Below are 19,437 nucleotides of genomic sequence, written 5' to 3'. Positions count from 1 at the left end.
GGGGGAAGAAAATGTCGAAAAAAATATTAGTTGTCGATGACGAACCTTCTATTGTCACGCTCATAGAGTACAATCTCACGCAAGCTGGTTACGAAGTCATAACAGCCAGTAACGGCCAAGAGGCACTTACACTTGCAGAAATGGAACGTCCAGATTTAATGGTATTAGATATTATGTTACCACTGTTAGATGGAATGGAAGTATGTAAAGCAGTTCGTCAGAAAAAACTTCCAATATCTATTATTATGTTAACTGCCAAAGAAGATGAACTTGACAAAATACTTGGACTAGAATTAGGTGCCGATGATTACATGACAAAACCATTTAGTCCTCGTGAAGTCTCTGCTCGAGTAAAGGCTGTGTTACGTCGTAGTACAGGATATTTGAATGAGAAAGATCTCTCTTCTGAAGATCGAAAATTAGACTTTGGAAAATTAGTGTTATATCCAAACCGTTATGAGGTACTTTTAAATGGCGAAAAGATAGATTTTACTTCGAAGGAATTTGAACTCCTCGTGTATCTAGTGGAGAATAAAAACAGAGTGCTAACACGTGACCAATTATTAAGTGCTGTTTGGAATTATGAATTTGCAGGAGACACACGAATTGTGGATGTTCACGTAAGCCATTTACGTGAAAAAATAGAAGAAGATACGAAAAAACCTAGTTATATTAAAACGGTTCGAGGAATGGGATACAAGTTTGAGGAGCCGAAAAACCAATGAAATCATTGCACAGAAATTGGATGATTGCGTTTAATACATGCATTATTGTTGTTCTAGCTGGCTTAGGAATTGTAATAAGTCAGCTTTTTCCCGTTTTATCTGGGAATTCTTCTCCTACATCTTTACGCATAGGGACAGAAAAAATCGGGATTGTATTTTATGTAGTATCACTCCTCATCGTGTTACTTGTTATTTTCCTCTTCATTGTGAATCGGTTTGCACGTAATTATTTTGATCATCTCGATCACATATCCTCTACCGCAATTGAACTAGCAAAAGGCAATTATCGAGCACGTGTTTTCGAATTGCCTAATTCTGCTACTGAATCGTTAAGTAAATCGATGAACGTTCTTGCGCGAAATTTACAAGAAATATCGGACAGACGTCTTCTTGAAAAAGAACGATTAAACACGTTGATTGAGACAATGGATAGCGCACTATTAATGATTGATCGTGATGGAAGAATATCCATAATGAATAAACATTTCCAACAGCTTTTCCGTGTACATTCAGGGAAGTCTCCTAAATATTTGCAGGAGCTACATTTACCAAAAGAAATCTTATCGTTTATTGAATTAGTTTTTCTCACGGAAAACTCAAAAAGACAGCAAATGACGATTCAATATTCTGGTTTACAAAATCGTATAGATGTCTTTGGATCTCCTGTAATAGGGGAACATGGGAGATGGTTGGGGATTGTCATTGTCGCTCACGATATAACAGAGTTGATGAAATTGGAACAAATACGTAAAGACTTCGTGGCGAATGTCTCACACGAACTACGCACACCAATTACTGCAATAAAAGGATTTTCTGAAACACTTTTAGATGGTGCATACCAAGATGAAAAAGCTTTATTAAATTTTCTCGAAATTATTTTCAAAGAGAGCAATCGATTACAATTACTTATCAATGATTTATTAGAACTATCAAAAGCAGAACAACAGGATTTTAATTTAACAAAAGTGAATGTGAATTTAAAAGAGATTATCTTAGAAGCAGTGGAAATTTTATCACCTCGAGTAGAAGAGAAAAATTGTTCCATTGTGTATCTTTCGAATGAGGATGTTTTCTTATCGGCCGATCGGTATCGTCTAATGCAAGTCGTGGTAAACTTACTATCGAATGCCGTCACATACTCCCAAGATGGTACGACGATCAAGATCGCCATTGAAAATCGAGAGAAAGAAGTCCTGTTTTCTATTGAGGACGAAGGAATTGGAATTGCTTCAGAAGAACTCAACCGAATATTTGAACGATTTTACCGAGTGGATCGGGCAAGAAGTAGAAACTCAGGTGGCACTGGCCTAGGCTTGGCTATTGTAAAGCATTTAATAGAAGCGCATAAAGGGACGATCCAAGTGGAAAGTGAGCCTGGAATAGGAACAAAATTCACGGTGTTTTTACCGAAGTAAGGAGTGGACTGGGAATGACAAAAAATAAACTAGTCTTATTAGATGGAAATAGTTTAGCGTACCGAGCATTTTTTGCGTTACCTTTACTGACGAACGATAAAGGAATACATACTAATGCGGTATATGGATTTACGCTCATGCTGCAAAAAATCCTGGAAGACGAAAAACCAACGCATCTTTTGGTAGCTTTTGATGCGGGGAAAACTACATTTCGCCATGAAACGTTTCAGGAATATAAAGGTGGACGACAAAAGACACCTCCTGAGTTATCCGAGCAATTTCCTTACATTCGAAAGCTTTTGAAAGCATACGGGATTAGAGAATACGAATTACCAAATTATGAAGCAGATGATATCATTGGTACGTTTAGCAAGCAATCAGAACAACAAGGAGATACCGTGATTATAGTCAGCGGCGATAAAGATTTAACTCAACTCGCATCTAACACGACTAGTGTATACATTACGAAAAAAGGGCTTACCGATTTAGAAGTGTATACACCTGAACATGTAAAAGAAAAGTATGGACTTACACCGCAACAGATTATTGATATGAAAGGCTTGATGGGGGATTCTTCTGATAATATTCCTGGTGTGCCAGGAGTTGGAGAAAAAACAGCTATTAAATTGCTTGTTGAGTATCAATCTGTGGAAAATGTGTTAGAAAATATCGACAGCATAAGTGGTGCTAAATTAAAAGAACGCTTAACCGAAAATAAAGAGCAGGCAATCATGAGCAAACAACTTGCAACGATTGAAACAAATGCGCCAATTGAGATCAACATGGAAGACTTGCAATATAGTGGGGCAAATGAAGACGATGTCATCGACATTTGGAAAGAGTTATCGTTCAATTCCTTATTAGAAAAAAGCGAGTATGTTCAAGAATCACAACCAATTGAAGAAATTTCGTACGAGATTGTTTCAAGCTTGACGAAAGATTTACTTGAAAAAGAAATGGCAATACACATTGAAATGTATGATGAACACTATCACAGCGCCGAAATTCTGGGATTTGGATTGACCGGAGAGAGACAGTCGTATTTTATTACTCCTGACATACTCTCCTCCTCACCAGATTTAAAAGAATGGTTAGAATCAAGTGATACCAAAAAATTAGCAGTAGACTCAAAAGCAACGATTGCAGCTCTCCACCGATTGGGAATCGATGTGAAGGGTATCACATTCGATTTTATTTTAGCATCCTATATTGCGAATCCAGGAATCTCATCAGCTGATTTACAAAGTCTTGCGCAAGAGTTCCAGTATCGAAATATCAACAGTGAAGATCAAGTTTATGGAAAAGGTGCTAAAAAAGCAATTCCATCTCAGACTGATTTAGCGGACCACGTTATTCGTAAAACGTATATGGTTTGGCAATTAAAAGATGCCATACAAGCAAAACTTCGTGAAAATAATCAGTATGAGCTATACGCTGAACTGGAACTTCCTCTTGCTTTGATTTTAGGAGATATGGAAGCAGAAGGGATCAAAGTTGATCGGAAAACACTAGTAGATCTAGGGGAAGAATTAACTCGACGTATTTCAGAAGTAGAAGAGAAAATTAATACACTTGCTGGTGAAAAAGTAAATAGTAATTCACCAAAGCAATTAGGTGTGTTGTTGTTTGAAAAATTAGGACTGCCTGTATTGAAAAAAACAAAAACAGGCTACTCCACTGCAGCAGATGTACTGGAAAAATTAGAAGGCCAGCATGAAATTATTGCGCCAATTCTTTTGTATCGACAGTTGGTAAAATTAAATTCGACTTACATTGAAGGATTACTAAAAGAGATTGGAACGGATGAAAAAATTCATACTCGTTATCAACAAGCCTTAACGCAAACGGGTAGACTAAGTTCTATTCAACCGAATTTACAAAATATACCAATACGTTTAGAAGAAGGAAGAAAAATTAGAAAAGCTTTCATTCCGTCTCAGAAGGATTGGGTGCTTTTCGCTGCGGATTATTCTCAAATCGAATTACGTGTACTTGCACACATGTCTGGTGACGCATCATTAATTGAAGCATTTCAACAAGATATGGACGTCCATACGAAAACAGCAATGGATGTATTTCACGTGTCCCAAGAAGATGTAACTAGTGAAATGAGACGCGCAGCTAAAGCAGTAAATTTCGGCATTGTATACGGAATTAGTGATTACGGCTTGTCGCAAAATTTATCCATTACGAGAAAAGAAGCGGCAGAATTTATCGAACGTTATTTAGAAACTTTCCCTGGTGTTAAACAATACATGCACGATATTGTGCAAGATGCAAAACAAAAAGGGTATGTTCAAACCATTATGAATCGCAGAAGATATTTACCAGATATCACAAGCTCGAACTTCAACTTACGGAACTTTGCAGAGCGAACTGCGATGAACACACCGATACAGGGTAGTGCTGCAGATATTATAAAAAAAGCAATGATTGATATGGATCATCGTTTAAAGGCAGAGAATCTTCAAGCGAAGATGTTGCTACAAGTACATGATGAATTAATTTTAGAGGCTCCTAAAGAAGAACTAGAACTATTACAAAAGCTCGTTCCTGAAGTGATGGAACATGCCGTTAAGTTAAATGTACCTTTAAAAGTAGATGCAGCTTTTGGCAACACTTGGTACGAAACAAAGTAGGTGAAAATATGCCGGAATTACCAGAAGTAGAAGGGGTTGTTCGTTCTTTACAACCTTTTGTGAAACATAAACGGTTGGAAGAAATAGAAATCTCAAGAACTATTCAACTTTCCCATGAAAATGGAAAAGAAGCGATTATCAAAGGAATGGATCCGGATCAGTTTGCCAATGCTTTGCTTCATTGGGAAATAAAAGCCGTTACGCGAAAAGCAAAGTACATTTATTTTCATTTAACAAAAGAGGGAAATTCAGCGCTTTTAGTCAATCATCTCGGAATGACTGGCGCGTGGTTTTACGTGAAGGACATTCATGACATACGAGAAGAAAAGTTCGCGAAGCATCGTCACGTTACGTTTTTGCTGAGTGATGGTCATTATCTTGTCTATTCAGATATTCGACGATTTGGTGAATTGCGATTGCTAGAGAATGAACAGTCGCATTCTCCGCTTCTTCAAATCGCTCCAGAACCATTTGATGAAAAAGCGGAAGAATTTTTTATCCAACGGTCAAAAGAAAATAAGTACGTTAATAAAACAATTAAAGAGACGATTATGGATGGTCAGGTAGTATCGGGTTGCGGAAATATATATGCAACGGAAGCGTTATACAGAATGAGAATACTACCAACTAAACGTGTGAAGACAATTAGTATTGTAAAAAGGCGACAACTTTTTCAAGCAATTGTAAACGTCCTACTAGAAAGTATTGAAGCAGGTGGGAGTTCAATATCCGATTATCGTTCGATAAATGGAGAAGCGGGTTCCATGCAAGACAGGCTTCAAATGTATGGAAAGAAAAACTGTCCAACATGTGGAAAGACAGTTTTACAAAAAGTAATTGCAGGAAGAAACTCGTGGTATTGCACAAGTTGTCAGAAGTGAGGGGTAACATGATCATTGGCTTAACGGGAAGTATAGCAAGTGGAAAAAGTACGATATCCTCTATGTTGCGAGAGAAAGGGTATCCGATCATAGATGCAGATCAGGTGGCTAGAGACGTCGTAGCAATCGGTACGCCTACTCTTGGAAAAATTGCAGTAATATTTGGAGAACAAGTGTTACTTGAAGATGGTTCGTTGAATCGCGATAAGTTAGGATCGATTATTTTTAACCATCCTGCTGAACGAAAAAAATTGAACGACATCATGCATCCAGCGATTCGACAAGAAATGTTACGTCAACAAAAGGAACATGAAGAATCGGGGCACGAAACAATTGTAATGGATATCCCATTATTATTTGAATCGAAATTACAGCATTTTGTTGATAAAATTTTGGTCGTATCTGTGACAGAAGAGATACAGTTAGAACGATTAATGAAACGGAACAATTTATCGCTAGAAGATGCCAACATGCGAATCGCTTCACAATTACCAATTTCGGAGAAAGTAAAGCTGGCTGATGCGGTAATTTATAACAACGATTCACTTGAATCTTCCAAAAAACAACTCGAAAAGATTCTTTTAAATTGGGACGTTTGATGTCCCGATTTCAGAATAATAGAACTTTGAGATATTGATAGAATAATGTTTACCTCCATTTTATATGTGTTATACTATTTATCAGAAATAGGATTATCAGTATAACCCAGTTTTCAGGAGGATGAATATGTCAACGAAAGTAGCTATTAACGGATTTGGAAGAATTGGTAGAATGGTGTTTCGACAAGCAATTTTAGATGACTCGTTAGAAATTGTCGCAATCAATGCAAGTTATCCATCTGAAACTCTTGCTCATTTAATTAAATACGATACAAATCATGGTACTTTTCAAGGGGAGGTTATCCCACAAGAAAACTCTCTTGTTGTTAATGGCAAAAAAGTAAAGCTTGTGAGTGATCGTGATCCATTAAATTTACCATGGAAAGAATTAGGAATTGATATCGTTATTGAAGCAACTGGAAAATTTAATGAACGTGAGAAAGCAGCTCTTCATTTACAAGCTGGCGCGAAAAAAGTAATTTTAACGGCTCCAGGTAAAAATGAAGATGTCACAATCGTTATGGGTGTAAATGATGATGTCTTAAATATTGAACAACATGATGTTATTTCGAATGCTAGTTGCACGACGAACTGTTTAGCTCCAGTAGCTAAAGTGTTAAATGATGCATTCGGCATAGAGAACGGCTTAATGACAACTGTACATGCTTATACGAATGATCAGAAGAACTTAGATAATCCACATAAAGATTTACGTCGAGCGCGTGCTTGTGCCCAATCCATCATTCCTACTTCCACAGGAGCGGCGAAAGCTCTTTCTTTAGTTCTTCCTGAATTAAAAGGAAAGCTTCACGGAATGGCATTACGAGTTCCAACTCCAAATGTTTCTTTAGTTGATTTAGTAGTTGACTTAGAGAAGTCCGTAACGGTTGAGGAAGTAAATCGTGCGTTTGAGGAAGCGTCTACGGGTGCGATGGCTGGCGTATTAAATATTACGATGGAACCGCTTGTATCTATCGATTTTAATACTAATACTAGCTCAGCTGTAGTAGATGGCCTTTCTACAATGGTCATTGGAGATCGCAAAGTCAAAGTGTTAGCATGGTACGACAATGAGTGGGGCTATTCTGCTCGAGTTGTAGATTTAACGAAAAAAGTAAGTGCAGCATTAAAACAAACCGTGACAAATTAAGTGATAGTTCAAAGCTGTACTATGTGATCCTAATGGACTCATAGTGCAGCTTTTTTATCTTAATGTTAGTTGCAAAATCTATCAAAATTCACACTATACAATCATGTTTTAATTTTTTATATTGCATTGTCTTCTGCTACGAATTATAATGTGATTCGTGTACTTAATAGGGACACTTGGCTGCTTAAAGGGTTAGGACCTCTCTGGACTAACTTTCCCCCGTGGTAGTCGACTTTGATAGTTCGTTGTAAAAATATTTTATCAAAGGGGGAAACGAACCATGGAAACAATGGGACGTCATGTAATTGCTGAACTTTGGGAATGCGATTTCGAGAAGTTAAATGATATGTCATTTATCGAGCGTACATTTGTTGATGCAGCACTGAAGTCAGGTGCTGAGATTCGCGAAGTGGCATTTCACAAATTTGCACCTCAAGGTGTAAGTGGTGTAGTCATCATATCTGAATCACATTTAACAATTCACAGCTTCCCAGAACATGGCTATGCTAGCATTGATGTGTATACGTGTGGAGATTTAGATCCCACTATTGCTGCAAATTATATTGCGGATGCACTTCTATCTGGTCATCGTGAAATGGTCGAAGTGCCACGCGGCATTGGACCAGTAAAGATCGATCAAGCTCGTGAAATAGTACATGCTTAGTTAACAAACATACAAGAGCAGGGGATTATTCCTCTGCTTTTTGCTTTATATCGTTATGGATCATCCAAAAAATGTGAAGAAAACTTTTTTGTGATCGATCTATCATTTGTTATAATAGAAGTTCGATAGTAGAAATGTTACGGAAGTAAAAGTATAGGAGATAAGATTGATGAGATGTCCATCATGTGTGAACACACAAACGAGAGTAGTAGATTCTCGTCCAGTAGATGAAAATAAGTCGATTCGAAGAAGAAGAGAGTGCGAAGCATGTGGATTTCGCTTTACTACTTTTGAAAAAGTAGAAGAAACACCATTAATTGTTGTGAAAAAAGATGGTTCGAGGGAAGAGTTTAGTCACGAAAAAGTGGTCAGAGGATTAATTCGTGCTTGCGAAAAAAGACCAGTTTCTTATGATGTTTTAGAAGATGCAGTTTTTTCTATTGAAAAAGAATTACGCAAACTTGGTACATCTGAAGTGAAATCAGAAAAAGTTGGCGAAATGGTGATGGATCGGTTATCTTCTATTGATGAAGTTGCTTATGTTCGCTTCGCTAGTGTGTATCGACAATTTAAAGATATAAATGTATTTATAGATGAATTGAAAGATTTACTGAAGAAAAATCCGATTGAGTAGGAGGGTAAGTTGTGCAACAATTATTCAAGGAATTGCAAGCAATCGATAGTTGTACTGTACAACTCTCCACCGATTTATCCGATAAACATCGACAGGTTGCTACATTATTGTATCGTCCGATTATTGGATCTCCTGCATTAAATACGTACTTTGCAATGTGGTCTACTGCTGAAGTAAGCAAAATGTCCTCTTTGAATCATTACTTTTTCATGGAAATGACTGGACTGTCTCTATCCGATTTCTTACAAGCTCGAATTACTCTAGAAGCAATTGGGCTACTTAAAACGCACAAACGCGATGGTCAGGATCTGCGGGAATTTTCGTATACAGTTCTTGCACCAGTTTCAGGGAATCAGTTTTTCTTAGAACCTATTTTGTCTACCATGCTATTTAGAAGCACGGATGAAAAAGTATACCGGAAATTACGCGAATTTTTCCAGCTTGAATCAGTAAAAACAAAGGATTCATATGAGGATGTCTCTCGTAACTTCCATGATGTTTTTACCAATAAAGTAGACATTCATCTTCAAAAAGAATTGCTAGCGGCAGATTCTGATTTACTGACAGAGAAAAAAGTTGGCCCAGCTTTTGATTGGACAACATTCAACTTTGATCTTCTATTTGAAGGTTTGAAAAAACAGCTCATTCCCACAAACTATATTGGTATCGATCAAAAAATGCTTATTGCTAAAATGGCGTTCTTGTACAACTTAAATGCCATTGACATGCAAAAAATTGTTTTAATGAGTATTAACGAAGATAATCGCTTAATCGAAGAACTGCTCGTGAAAAATGCAGCAGATTTTTATAAATTAACGGTGTCAACTACCCCTCCAAAAATTCAATCGGTTTCAGCAGTTAAAAAAGCCTCAGTACCTGCACCGGTGTCTGAATCAAAAGATGAACAGTTAATTGCTTATTTTGAGGAAATTCCACCAATAGAATTATTGCGAGATATTGCAAACGGGAAAGAACCGCTTCCTGTCGATGTCGAACTTGCGAATAGCCTAGTTTCGACATATGGATTTAGTCCTGGCGTAGTGAATGCACTTATCCAATTTGTGATGATTAAAGCAAAAATGAAATTAAATAGAAACTATGTGATGAAAATTGCATCGCACTGGCAGCGAGAAAATATCGTAACTGCTGCTCAAGCGATAGAGATTTCAAGAAAAGAACACGATCAGTACCTTGAGTGGAAAAATGAAGCCTCCACAAAACAAACAAAATTCTTTCATAAAAACAGAAATGGTAGAGAAGAAATCGTTCCAGAATGGTTTGAAAAAGCGAAGCAGGCGAGAAAGGACAAAAAGGCGCAGCCAGAGGATCAAGTAACGGACGAATATTTAGAAAAACGTCGAAAACTGATGGCTGACTTAGGTATTTCAGAAGGGCAGGAGAAGTAAATGGAACCAATTAGTGAAACTCTAAAACGTGTGGTTAACGCTCCTGCTTTTTCTGAGCGCTACGCGAAAATGAAAGAAGAAATATTGGAAGATTTGCGCGTTCAATCGTTTTTGTCTCAAAATAGTGATGTGATCACGAAAGATGTAGTAGATCGTGGTTTAGGAAAACTATATGAATTCACGTCTCAGCATCACGATTGTACTGCCTGTGAAAGTGTCTCAACATGCAAAAATGTGGTAAAAGGACATTTACCTCAACTCCAACTTGAACGAGGATCAATTGATCTAACGTATATCAAGTGCCGTAATAAGATTGTGGAAGAAGAGCGAAATGCTGTATCGGCTCAAATTGCTAGTATGCATATGCCAAAAGATGTACTATCCGCAAGATTAAGTAGCTTTCGTTTTGATCACAACTCTAGAATTGATTTAGGGGAAGCTGCGAAAACATTCATTCAACAAGTCAAAGAAACAGGGGAACTACCAAGCAAAGGTTTCTACATATTTGGTGAGTTCGGCGTTGGGAAATCGTATATTTTAGGCGCCATTGCAAATGAGCTAGCGGAGTTAAAAATTAGATCTGTTTTAGTGTATGTTCCTGAATTTTTGCGAGAAATGAAGCAAGCGATACAGGATCATTCTTTATCTGAAAAAGTCGACTTTGTGAAAAAAGCGCCTGTACTAATGTTAGATGATATGGGAGCTGAATCTCTTTCCAATTGGACTCGTGATGAAATACTTGGCACGATTCTGCACTACCGTATGGCGGAAAACTTACCGACATTTATAACATCCAATTTTGATTATGATTCCTTGGAAGAGCACCTTGCTTATAATGGAAAAGGAGATCGTGAACTAGTGAAAGCTGGACGTATTATGGAGAGAATACGAGCGATAACTATACCGATAATGCTTAGCGGAAAAAACAGAAGAGATGAAAGATAATAGAGAACTCATTTTTGAGTTCTTTTTTGTTTAGAAAAATTTTCCTTGCTTCAAATAGGAGAAAAACATGGATGTTTGCATGCAGAATCGCAACAAAGATGTCGTTAACATTTCCTTGTATCGGATAACGAATTTGATTAGATTCAGCTGAATACTTCTTGGAATAACACCTACCAAATAATCAGTCTAATCTACTGAAAATAACAACATTTTCTTTATAGTTGACAATGATTCTCAATGAAATATACTTACAAATGAGAATGATTTTCAAAACATATAAAAAGGTAGGTAGATAATCTAATGAAAAAGTCACTAGGTATTTTAATTGCTTTCTTATTAGTTGTATTAACTGCATGTGGAAATGATTCTACATCTTCTAAGAACAACTCTGAAGAAAAGAAAAATGATGGTCCAGAAGTAAATCTGTATACAGCCCGTCATTATGATGTTGATGATCAACTATACAAAGAGTTTGAAGAAAAAACGGGTATTAAAGTAAATGTAATTAAAGGGGAAGCAGACGAACTTCTTGAGCGTATCAAGCGTGAAGGAGATGCAACGGAAGCGGACTTATTTTTAACGTCAGATGCAGGTCGTTTATTCCGAGCGAAAGATGCTGGAGTATTACAAGCTGTTTCAAGTGAAACATTAGACGAACAAATTCCAGAAAAATTTCAAGACACAGATCAGATGTGGTACGGACTAACAAAACGTGCACGTGTTATTGTTTATAACAAAGAAACTGTAAAAGAAGAAGACTTATCTACGTACGAAGCTTTAGCTGAACCAGAATGGAAGGGCAAAGTGTTAGTCCGTTCTTCTGAAAATGTCTATAACCAATCGTTGTTAGCTTCACTCATTGAAATTAATGGAGAAGACGAAGCGAAGAAATGGGCTGCAAATTTAGTGAAAAACTTTGCCCGTGATCCTGAAGGAGGAGACAAAGATCAAGCGAAAGCAATTGCTGCTGGAATTGGTGATGTGGCAATTATGAATACCTATTATCTTGGTCAAATGCTTAACTCCGAAGAACAAGAAGAAGTAAAAGTAGCTGAAGGTTTAGGGATTTTCTTCCCGAACCAAGATACGACTGGTACACACGTTAACGTAAGTGGGGCCGGAGTGGTAAAATATGCAAAAAACAAAGATAATGCGATAAAATTACTTGAGTTCTTAAGTTCCGAGAAAGCACAAGGAACTTTTGCTGAAGCAAATTATGAATATCCTGTAAATGCTGCAGTAGAACCTACTGAACTTTTAGCTTCATGGGGAGATTTCAAAGAACAAGATATTCCGTTATCCTCTTTAGGCGAGCATAATGCAGCTTCCATTCTAATGTTCAATGAAGTGGGCTGGAAATAAATAGAAGGTTGTTCCCCTTGTCGAATTTTCGACAAGGGATTTCCTGTGATTAGGATTGTGAGGGTTTAAACTTATGCAAAGACGATTGGCAAATGTAAATACGTGGACTATAACGGCAACGATCATCATGATTTTGCTCGTTTTGCCTAACCTGACAATCTTAACAGGATTTGTAACTGAGCCGAATGATAACTGGCGACATATGAAAGAATATGTCTTAAATTCCTATGTAACAACTTCTATTCTCTTAATTATTTTAACAAGTATCTTTACTATTTTTATTGGTGTAAGTCTCGCATGGATGATTGCGCAATATGATTTTCCATTTCGAAACTTTTTTAAATGGGCATTAATTTTGCCACTTTCAATCCCACCGTTCATCGGAGCTTATACGTACCACGGGATAGTAAATTACACAGGGATTATCCAAACAACTTTACGAGATCAATTTGGTCTTCAATTAAATCCAAGCTATTTTGACATCATGAACATTCCTGGAGCGGTATTTATTTATACACTTTTTCTGTATCCATACGTTTATACAATTACAAGAGTGTTTTTATCCCAACAAGCAGCTTCTTTAGTTGAAAGTGCTCGCGTGCTCGGAAAAAATTCTTTCCAAATTTTTTGGAGTGTTGTGTTACCGGTAAGTAGAGCATCCATCATTGGTGGAGCGAGTCTAGTCGTATTAGAAGTGTTAAATGATTACGGGGTAGTGAAATACTTTGGCATACAAACTTTTACGACGGGGATTTTTCAAACGTGGTTTGGATTAGGCGATTTAGATACCTCCATTAAACTTGCAGCCTATCTAATGGGATTTGTAGTGCTGGTATTGTTTATCGAAAAGCTCTTACGAGGTAAGAGGCAATATAGTTACTCCACTACTAAAATTCGTCCGTTACCAGTGGTGAAATTAAAGGGGATGAAAGCAATTTTTGCCTCTTTATATGGTTGGACAATTTTTGGTTTTGCATTTGCCATACCGTTAGTACAATTAATTGATTGGACAATCTTAACATTTGGATCGATTCCGCAAAGTGTTTTTTTCTTAGCGGTAAAAAATTCCGTTTTAGTCGCGACAATAAGTGCCACAATGGTAATTACTTTTGCTTTAGTTTTGGGGAATTTCTCTCGAATGGTGAAAGGAAAGCTCGTTACACTTTTCCCTAAACTGTCCATTATCGGTTACTCTATACCTGGAGCGGTAATTGCAGTTGGAGTCGTAACAACGTTTATTTTTATCGATCAACAATTAGTCCCTGTTTATCGTTTCGTTGGTTTCTCTACAACGCTAGTGTTAAGTGTCAGTTTGATGATGTTGATTGCAGCGTATGTTATTCGCTTCTTTGCGATCGGATTCAACTCAATTGAATCAGGTTTCGAGAAAATCGGGACTGATTTTCGAGATGCATCGAGGTTACTAGGCGCGAACTATACGAAAACGTTTTTAAAAATCGATTTACCTATGTTAAAAGGTGCTATCATTAGTGGATTTTTATTAGTATTTATTGATATTTTAAAAGAAATTCCTTTGACATTAATTTTACGGCCATTTAATTTCGATACACTCTCGACAAAAGCATTTCAGTACGCAAGTGATGAAAAAATAATGGAAGCATCTCAAGCATCGCTTTTGATTATTGGAATAAGTGCCTTAGCTATCATTATTTTTCATAAATTTCTAGAGAAGGAGTAGATGACTTTGTATATTTCGATTGAAAATCTTTGTTTTACGTATCAAAATGCTAAGAGTGAAACACTGTCAAATTTTTCAATGACAATAGATAAGGGTGAAGTCATTTCTATTCTTGGTAGAAGTGGGAGTGGAAAAAGTACGATTCTTCGTCTACTAGCTGGGTTAGAAACTCCTTCTCAAGGAGTATTTCAAATCCAAGATCGTGTGATTTTTGATAATAAACACTTCTTGCAACCTGAAAAACGAGGAATTGGTATGGTTTTTCAAGATTATGCGTTATTTCCACATATGACAGTGAAAGACAATATATTGTTTGGCGTGAGCCATTTATCGAAATCAGCACGCTTTACTAGACTTCAAGAAGTATTATCACTTGTAGAAATGGAAGAATTCGCTAAGCGCTATCCACATCAGTTGAGTGGAGGTCAACAACAACGTGTTGCTATTGCACGCGCTCTTGCGCCTAATCCTTCCCTTTTGTTGCTAGACGAACCATTTAGTAATTTAGATGCCGAGCTGCAGGTGAAAATTCGGAAAGATTTGCGCGAAATTCTAAAGCGCGCCAACATTACATCCGTCTTTGTTACGCACGATGAGAATGATGCACACGCTATAGCGGATCGAATCGTCAAACTTAAAGACGGTAAGATTGATATAATTGGTAGACCATGTGATTTACTTGGCGTTCCAGTTCATTCGAGAGAAAAAGCAGTGTTAACAGACAAAGAAGAAGTCATATTGATGTAAAGAAATACTTGATTTCTCCTTCAGGTGTGTTTAAAATAGCATCATATCTATATTGAAATGCTTTGAAAAGGACACGAAAGTTCCAAACGACGTTTTTAGAGAGAGAAGTCTTGGCTGCAAACTTCTTACGTACGATGGTTCTTTTACCCCCTTGGAGCTTCGCAAGTGAACTCGGAGTAGTTTGCGACGGATACCTCTCGTTAGTAGGGCTTGAGCTTCGTCTTCTCATGTAGAAGAAGGAAGAAGGGTGGAACCACGAATTGTTACCTCGTCCCTTTATAGGACGGGGTTTTTTTGTGTTCCAAATCGTCAAAAGGAGTGAGGAAAATGTCAGAAGTGGTAAAGTTAACGTTCCCAGATGGGGCAGTAAAAGAGTATCCTAAAGGAAGTTCTATGGAAGATGTAGCAGCTTCTATCAGTCCAGGATTACGCAAAAAAGCATTAGCCGGAAAAGTAAACGGACGACTGATCGATTTAAAAACACCATTAGCTGAAGATGGTGAAATTGCGATTATCACACCTGATTCTGAAGAGGCGTTGGAAATTTTGCGCCATAGTACGGCACATTTACTCGCGCAAGCGGTAAAGCGTTTATTTAAAGATGTGCATCTTGGTGTTGGTCCAGTTATTGAAGGAGGATTCTATTACGATATTGATTCTCCGGAACCAATTACTGCAGACGATTTACCAATGATTGAAAAAGAAATGAAAAAAATCGTGCAAGAAAACGTGGAAGTTATTCGACACGATGTATCCCGTGAAGAAGCATATAACAAATTTAAGGAAATGGGAGATCCTTATAAGGTAGAGTTACTCGGAGCGATTCCTGCAGATGAACAAGTATCCTTGTATGAACAAGGTGATTTCATCGACTTATGTCGCGGAGTTCATGTACCGTCTACAAGTAAAATTAAGGAATTCAAATTATTAAGTATCGCAGGTGCATATTGGCGTGGAGATAGCGACAATAAAATGTTGCAACGTATTTACGGAACTGCATTTTTCACAAAAGAAGATCTTGCAGAACACCTTCGTTTATTAGAGGAAGCGAAAGAGCGGGACCATCGTAAAATCGGGAAAGAACTCGATTTGTTTATGAATTCTCAAAAGGTTGGCCAAGGTCTTCCAATGTGGTTGCCAAAAGGTGCAACAATTCGTCGCATTATCGAACGATACATTGTGGATAAAGAAGTGAAGCTTGGTTATGATCACGTTTACACACCAATAATGGGAAGTGTCGATCTCTATAAAACAAGTGGTCATTGGGATCATTATCAAGAGAACATGTTCCCTGTCATGAGCATGGATAATGAAGAACTTGTGCTTCGACCAATGAATTGTCCACATCATATGATGATTTATAAAAATGGTATTCATTCTTACCGTAACCTGCCTCTACGTATAGCGGAGCTTGGAACAATGCACCGATATGAATTGTCCGGAGCGTTAACAGGGTTACAGCGAGTTAGAGGTATGACATTAAATGATGCGCATATTTTTGTTCGTCCAGATCAAATCAAAGACGAATTCAAGCGTGTTGTGCAATTAGTCATTGAAGTGTACAAAGATTTCAATTTGGAAGATTATTCGTTCCGACTTTCCTATCGCGATCCAGAAGATAAGGAAAAATACTTTGATGATGATGCGATGTGGAATAAAGCGCAATCGATGTTAAAAGAAGCGATGGATGAGTTATCACTTGATTATTTTGAAGCAGAAGGAGAAGCTGCATTCTACGGTCCTAAACTTGATGTAATGGTAAAAACTGCCCTTGGAAAAGAAGAAACACTTTCTACAGTACAATTAGACTTCTTATTACCAGAGCGATTCGACCTTTCGTATATTGGAGAAGATGGAAAGCAACATCGTCCAGTCGTTATTCACCGCGGAGTAGTTTCGACAATGGAACGCTTTGTCGCATTCTTAATTGAAGAATATAAAGGTGCATTCCCTACTTGGTTAGCACCTATTCAAGCACAAGTCATCCCTGTTTCCAATGAGGCACATTTTGATTATGCAAAATCGATTGTCGAAAAATTACAGTCATTAGGTTGCCGCGTCGAAATGGATGATCGGGAAGAAAAACTAGGCTATAAAATTCGAGAAGCCCAAATGCAAAAAATTCCTTACATGCTCGTAATAGGTGATAAGGAAGTAGAAAGTGGTTCGGTAAACATACGTAAATATGGAGAACAAAACTCCGAAACACTTACTTTTGAACAATTTGCAGAGGTACTTCAAAAAGAATTACGAAACTAACCTTGACGAACGACAAGTAACATGATATCGTTAGTAAGGTTAATGAATACAAATTTGTGGTACAAGAAGAGGCTGCCCGCTTCTCACCTGATTGACACAGCATATGTTGTTTACAGGTCGGCACACGATGAACTTAGCGCACATGAGTGCGTCATCATATCGGCGGGCGGACATCTTATGTCCGTCCGTTTTTTATTGACCGGATTTGTCCCAAATCCTGTATTCGCGACACTACTTGGAGGTGGATTGATATTAGCAAAGACATGTATGTAAACGATGGCATTCGTGCGCGTGAACTTCGAATTATCGACCAAAATGGCGATCAGCTAGGAGTAAAAACACGCAATGAAGCACTTGAAATCGCTGCACGCGTTAACTTGGATCTTGTCCTTGTGGCTCCTCAAGCCAAGCCACCAGTCGCACGTATTATGGACTATGGCAAGTTCAAATTCGAGCAGCAAAAGAAAGATCGTGAAATTCGTAAAAATCAAAAAGTCATCGTATTGAAGGAAGTTCGTTTGAGCCCTACAATTGATGAACATGATTTCCAAACGAAATTACGTAATGCGATCAAGTTCCTTGAAAAAGGGGACAAAGTAAAAGCGTCGATTCGTTTCAAAGGGCGTGCTATCACGCATAAAGAAATTGGACAACGTGTACTTGATCGTTTTGCTGAAGCATGTGCGGAGGTCGCTACGGTTGAACAAAAACCGAAGATGGAAGGCCGCAGTATGTTCTTAGTGTTACAACCTAAGAACGAGAAAAAGTAATTGTAACGAACAGTTTAGGAGGAACTCGACATGCCAAAAATGAAAACACACCGTGGCGCTGCGAAGCGTTTCAAAAAAACGGGATCTGGAAAAGTGAGACGTGCATCTGCATACCGTAGTCACTTATTCGCTAACAAATCCACAAAAGCAAAACGTCACCTTCGTAAAGGCCGTTTAGTATCAGCTGGAGACTTAAAACGTATTAAAACACTTATCGCTTACATGAAGTAAGTTCGTACTATCAATCGAAAAAGCAGGAGGTAATGTATCATGCCACGCGTAAAAGGCGGAACAGTAACGCGCAAGCGTCGTAAAAAGGTCATTAAATTAGCAAAAGGGTATTATGGTTCAAAACATACATTATATAAAGTAGCGAACCAAGCAGTAATGAAGTCAGGTATGTATGCATACCGTGACCGTCGTAACAAAAAACGTGTTTTCCGTAAATTATGGATTACTCGTATTAACGCAGCTGCACGTATGAACGGACTATCTTACAGCCGTTTAATGCACGGATTAAAATTAGCAGGTATCGACGTTAATCGTAAAATGTTAGCGGACATCGCTGTAACTGATGCAAAAGCATTTGCTCAATTCGCAGACGCTGCTAAAAAATCATTTAAATAAGATTTTCATTGAACTGGTTCTAATTATAGAGCCAGTTTTTTCATATTCTTTTTTTCTGACAGTTATACTATTGTAAATCGAAGTCAAAAGAAAGGAAGGAACCGGAACGATGAAATTTGTTCTTTTATACATACTAGTTACGAGTGCAGTTGGATTTGTTATGATGGGAATGGATAAACGAAAAGCAAGAAAAAATCAGTATAGAACGTCTGAGAAAACGTTGTGGATCGTTGCTATAATTGGTGGAGCAATAGGGAGTTTTCTTGGAATGAATTACTTTAGACATAAAACAAAACATGCTTCTTTTAAGTGGGGCTTACCATTTCTAGCAATCGTACAGATCGTTATTTTTGGATACATTCTTTTCAACCTGTAGGAGGGATTCATCATGGATTTGAAACAATTGTTTGACATGCAAAAAGAGTTAGATGCATATATACAACAAAATCGTGCTATTCAAGAAGACGTATTTCAAAAAAAGGGTCTGGCTCTGTTAGTGGAGCTTGCAGAACTTGCAAATGAGACAAGATGTTTTAAATTTTGGAGTAGTAAAGGTCCCTCAGATCGAGAAATAGTTTTGGAAGAATATGTCGATTCCATTCATTTCATCCTCTCGTTAGGCATCGAGAAATCATTAGATAAGTTGACTGCTTGGCCGAAGGCACCCGAGCGAAACGATTTAACGAATGCATTTCTTCTCACGCAACAAGCCATTATCTCGTTTATTCAACATCCTACTAAAAGTCAGTATGAGATAGTTTGGGCAGAATATGTCGCTATTGCGAATTTGCTACACTTTTCGTATGACGATGTAATCGAAGCGTATAAGAAAAAGAATGAAAAAAATTATGAACGCCAACAAACGAATTATTAACGAATATTTTGAATATTAGTAGAGGATACGCTATACTATTT

Annotated in this window: 19 protein-coding genes; all 19 read left to right on the top strand. The window is 37.6% G+C overall.

The window, feature by feature from the left end:
- Positions 1-11 precede the first annotated feature (11 nt).
- On the top strand, positions 12-725 hold the full coding sequence (locus D3873_RS07930; protein WP_119883565.1) for a response regulator transcription factor: 714 nt from the start codon (positions 12-14) through the stop codon (positions 723-725).
- Positions 722-2,140 (top strand): two-component system histidine kinase PnpS, encoded by a 1,419-nt coding sequence (gene pnpS, locus D3873_RS07925; protein WP_119883564.1) that lies wholly within the window; start codon positions 722-724, stop codon positions 2,138-2,140. Before D3873_RS07930 ends, pnpS begins: the two co-directional genes overlap by 4 nt.
- Before the next feature lie 14 nt (positions 2,141-2,154).
- Positions 2,155-4,779 (top strand): DNA polymerase I, encoded by a 2,625-nt coding sequence (gene polA / locus D3873_RS07920; protein ID WP_119883563.1) that lies wholly within the window; start codon positions 2,155-2,157, stop codon positions 4,777-4,779.
- An 8-nt stretch (positions 4,780-4,787) separates the two neighbouring features.
- Positions 4,788-5,660: a DNA-formamidopyrimidine glycosylase gene (gene mutM, locus D3873_RS07915; protein WP_119883562.1), complete on the top strand. Its 873-nt coding sequence runs from the start codon at positions 4,788-4,790 to the stop codon at positions 5,658-5,660.
- Between the two features lie 8 nt (positions 5,661-5,668).
- Positions 5,669-6,259 carry a dephospho-CoA kinase gene (coaE, locus tag D3873_RS07910; RefSeq protein ID WP_119883561.1) on the top strand — a complete coding sequence of 197 codons (591 nt, stop codon included), beginning with the start codon at positions 5,669-5,671 and terminating at the stop codon, positions 6,257-6,259.
- Positions 6,260-6,386: 127 nt separating this feature from the next.
- Positions 6,387-7,409, top strand: coding sequence for a glyceraldehyde-3-phosphate dehydrogenase (locus D3873_RS07905; RefSeq protein ID WP_119883560.1), 1,023 nt, complete (start codon positions 6,387-6,389; stop codon positions 7,407-7,409).
- A 280-nt stretch (positions 7,410-7,689) separates the two neighbouring features.
- Positions 7,690-8,073: an adenosylmethionine decarboxylase gene (gene speD / locus D3873_RS07900; RefSeq protein WP_119883559.1), complete on the top strand. Its 384-nt coding sequence runs from the start codon at positions 7,690-7,692 to the stop codon at positions 8,071-8,073.
- Between the two features lie 169 nt (positions 8,074-8,242).
- Positions 8,243-8,707, top strand: coding sequence for a transcriptional regulator NrdR (gene nrdR, locus D3873_RS07895; RefSeq protein WP_119883558.1), 465 nt, complete (start codon positions 8,243-8,245; stop codon positions 8,705-8,707).
- 11 nt (positions 8,708-8,718) lie between these two features.
- Positions 8,719-10,113, top strand: a complete 1,395-nt coding sequence (locus tag D3873_RS07890; RefSeq protein ID WP_119883557.1) for a replication initiation and membrane attachment family protein — start codon at positions 8,719-8,721, stop codon at positions 10,111-10,113.
- Positions 10,114-11,058, top strand: coding sequence for a primosomal protein DnaI (dnaI, locus tag D3873_RS07885; RefSeq protein WP_119883556.1), 945 nt, complete (start codon positions 10,114-10,116; stop codon positions 11,056-11,058).
- 300 nt (positions 11,059-11,358) lie between these two features.
- The gene (locus D3873_RS07880) at positions 11,359-12,420 is read left to right on the top strand and encodes a Fe(3+) ABC transporter substrate-binding protein (RefSeq protein WP_119883555.1); all 1,062 of its coding nucleotides are present in this window, start codon (positions 11,359-11,361) and stop codon (positions 12,418-12,420) included.
- 73 nt (positions 12,421-12,493) lie between these two features.
- Positions 12,494-14,119: an ABC transporter permease gene (locus tag D3873_RS07875; protein WP_119883554.1), complete on the top strand. Its 1,626-nt coding sequence runs from the start codon at positions 12,494-12,496 to the stop codon at positions 14,117-14,119.
- Between the two features lie 6 nt (positions 14,120-14,125).
- Entirely contained in the window at positions 14,126-14,866 is a 741-nt protein-coding gene (locus D3873_RS07870; protein ID WP_119884504.1) for an ABC transporter ATP-binding protein, read from the top strand.
- A 327-nt stretch (positions 14,867-15,193) separates the two neighbouring features.
- The gene (gene thrS, locus D3873_RS07865) at positions 15,194-17,125 is read left to right on the top strand and encodes a threonine--tRNA ligase (protein ID WP_119883553.1); all 1,932 of its coding nucleotides are present in this window, start codon (positions 15,194-15,196) and stop codon (positions 17,123-17,125) included.
- A gap of 263 nt (positions 17,126-17,388) precedes the next feature.
- The gene (gene infC, locus D3873_RS07860; RefSeq protein WP_119883552.1) at positions 17,389-17,895 is read left to right on the top strand and encodes a translation initiation factor IF-3; all 507 of its coding nucleotides are present in this window, start codon (positions 17,389-17,391) and stop codon (positions 17,893-17,895) included.
- Positions 17,896-17,925: 30 nt separating this feature from the next.
- On the top strand, positions 17,926-18,126 hold the full coding sequence (gene rpmI, locus D3873_RS07855) for a 50S ribosomal protein L35 (protein ID WP_119883551.1): 201 nt from the start codon (positions 17,926-17,928) through the stop codon (positions 18,124-18,126).
- A 39-nt stretch (positions 18,127-18,165) separates the two neighbouring features.
- The gene (rplT, locus tag D3873_RS07850; protein WP_119883550.1) at positions 18,166-18,522 is read left to right on the top strand and encodes a 50S ribosomal protein L20; all 357 of its coding nucleotides are present in this window, start codon (positions 18,166-18,168) and stop codon (positions 18,520-18,522) included.
- A 109-nt stretch (positions 18,523-18,631) separates the two neighbouring features.
- On the top strand, positions 18,632-18,898 hold the full coding sequence (locus D3873_RS07845; protein WP_119883549.1) for a DUF1294 domain-containing protein: 267 nt from the start codon (positions 18,632-18,634) through the stop codon (positions 18,896-18,898).
- 12 nt (positions 18,899-18,910) lie between these two features.
- Positions 18,911-19,396, top strand: a complete 486-nt coding sequence (locus D3873_RS07840) for a dUTP diphosphatase (RefSeq protein ID WP_119883548.1) — start codon at positions 18,911-18,913, stop codon at positions 19,394-19,396.
- Positions 19,397-19,437 lie beyond the last annotated feature (41 nt).

Origin of the sequence: Paenisporosarcina cavernae, from assembly GCF_003595195.1 — a bacterium.
Taxonomy (GTDB): Bacteria; Bacillota; Bacilli; order Bacillales_A; family Planococcaceae; genus Paenisporosarcina; species Paenisporosarcina cavernae.
The sequence above is the reverse complement of the archived record's forward strand: the minus strand, read 5'-3'. Positions and strand labels throughout refer to the sequence as shown.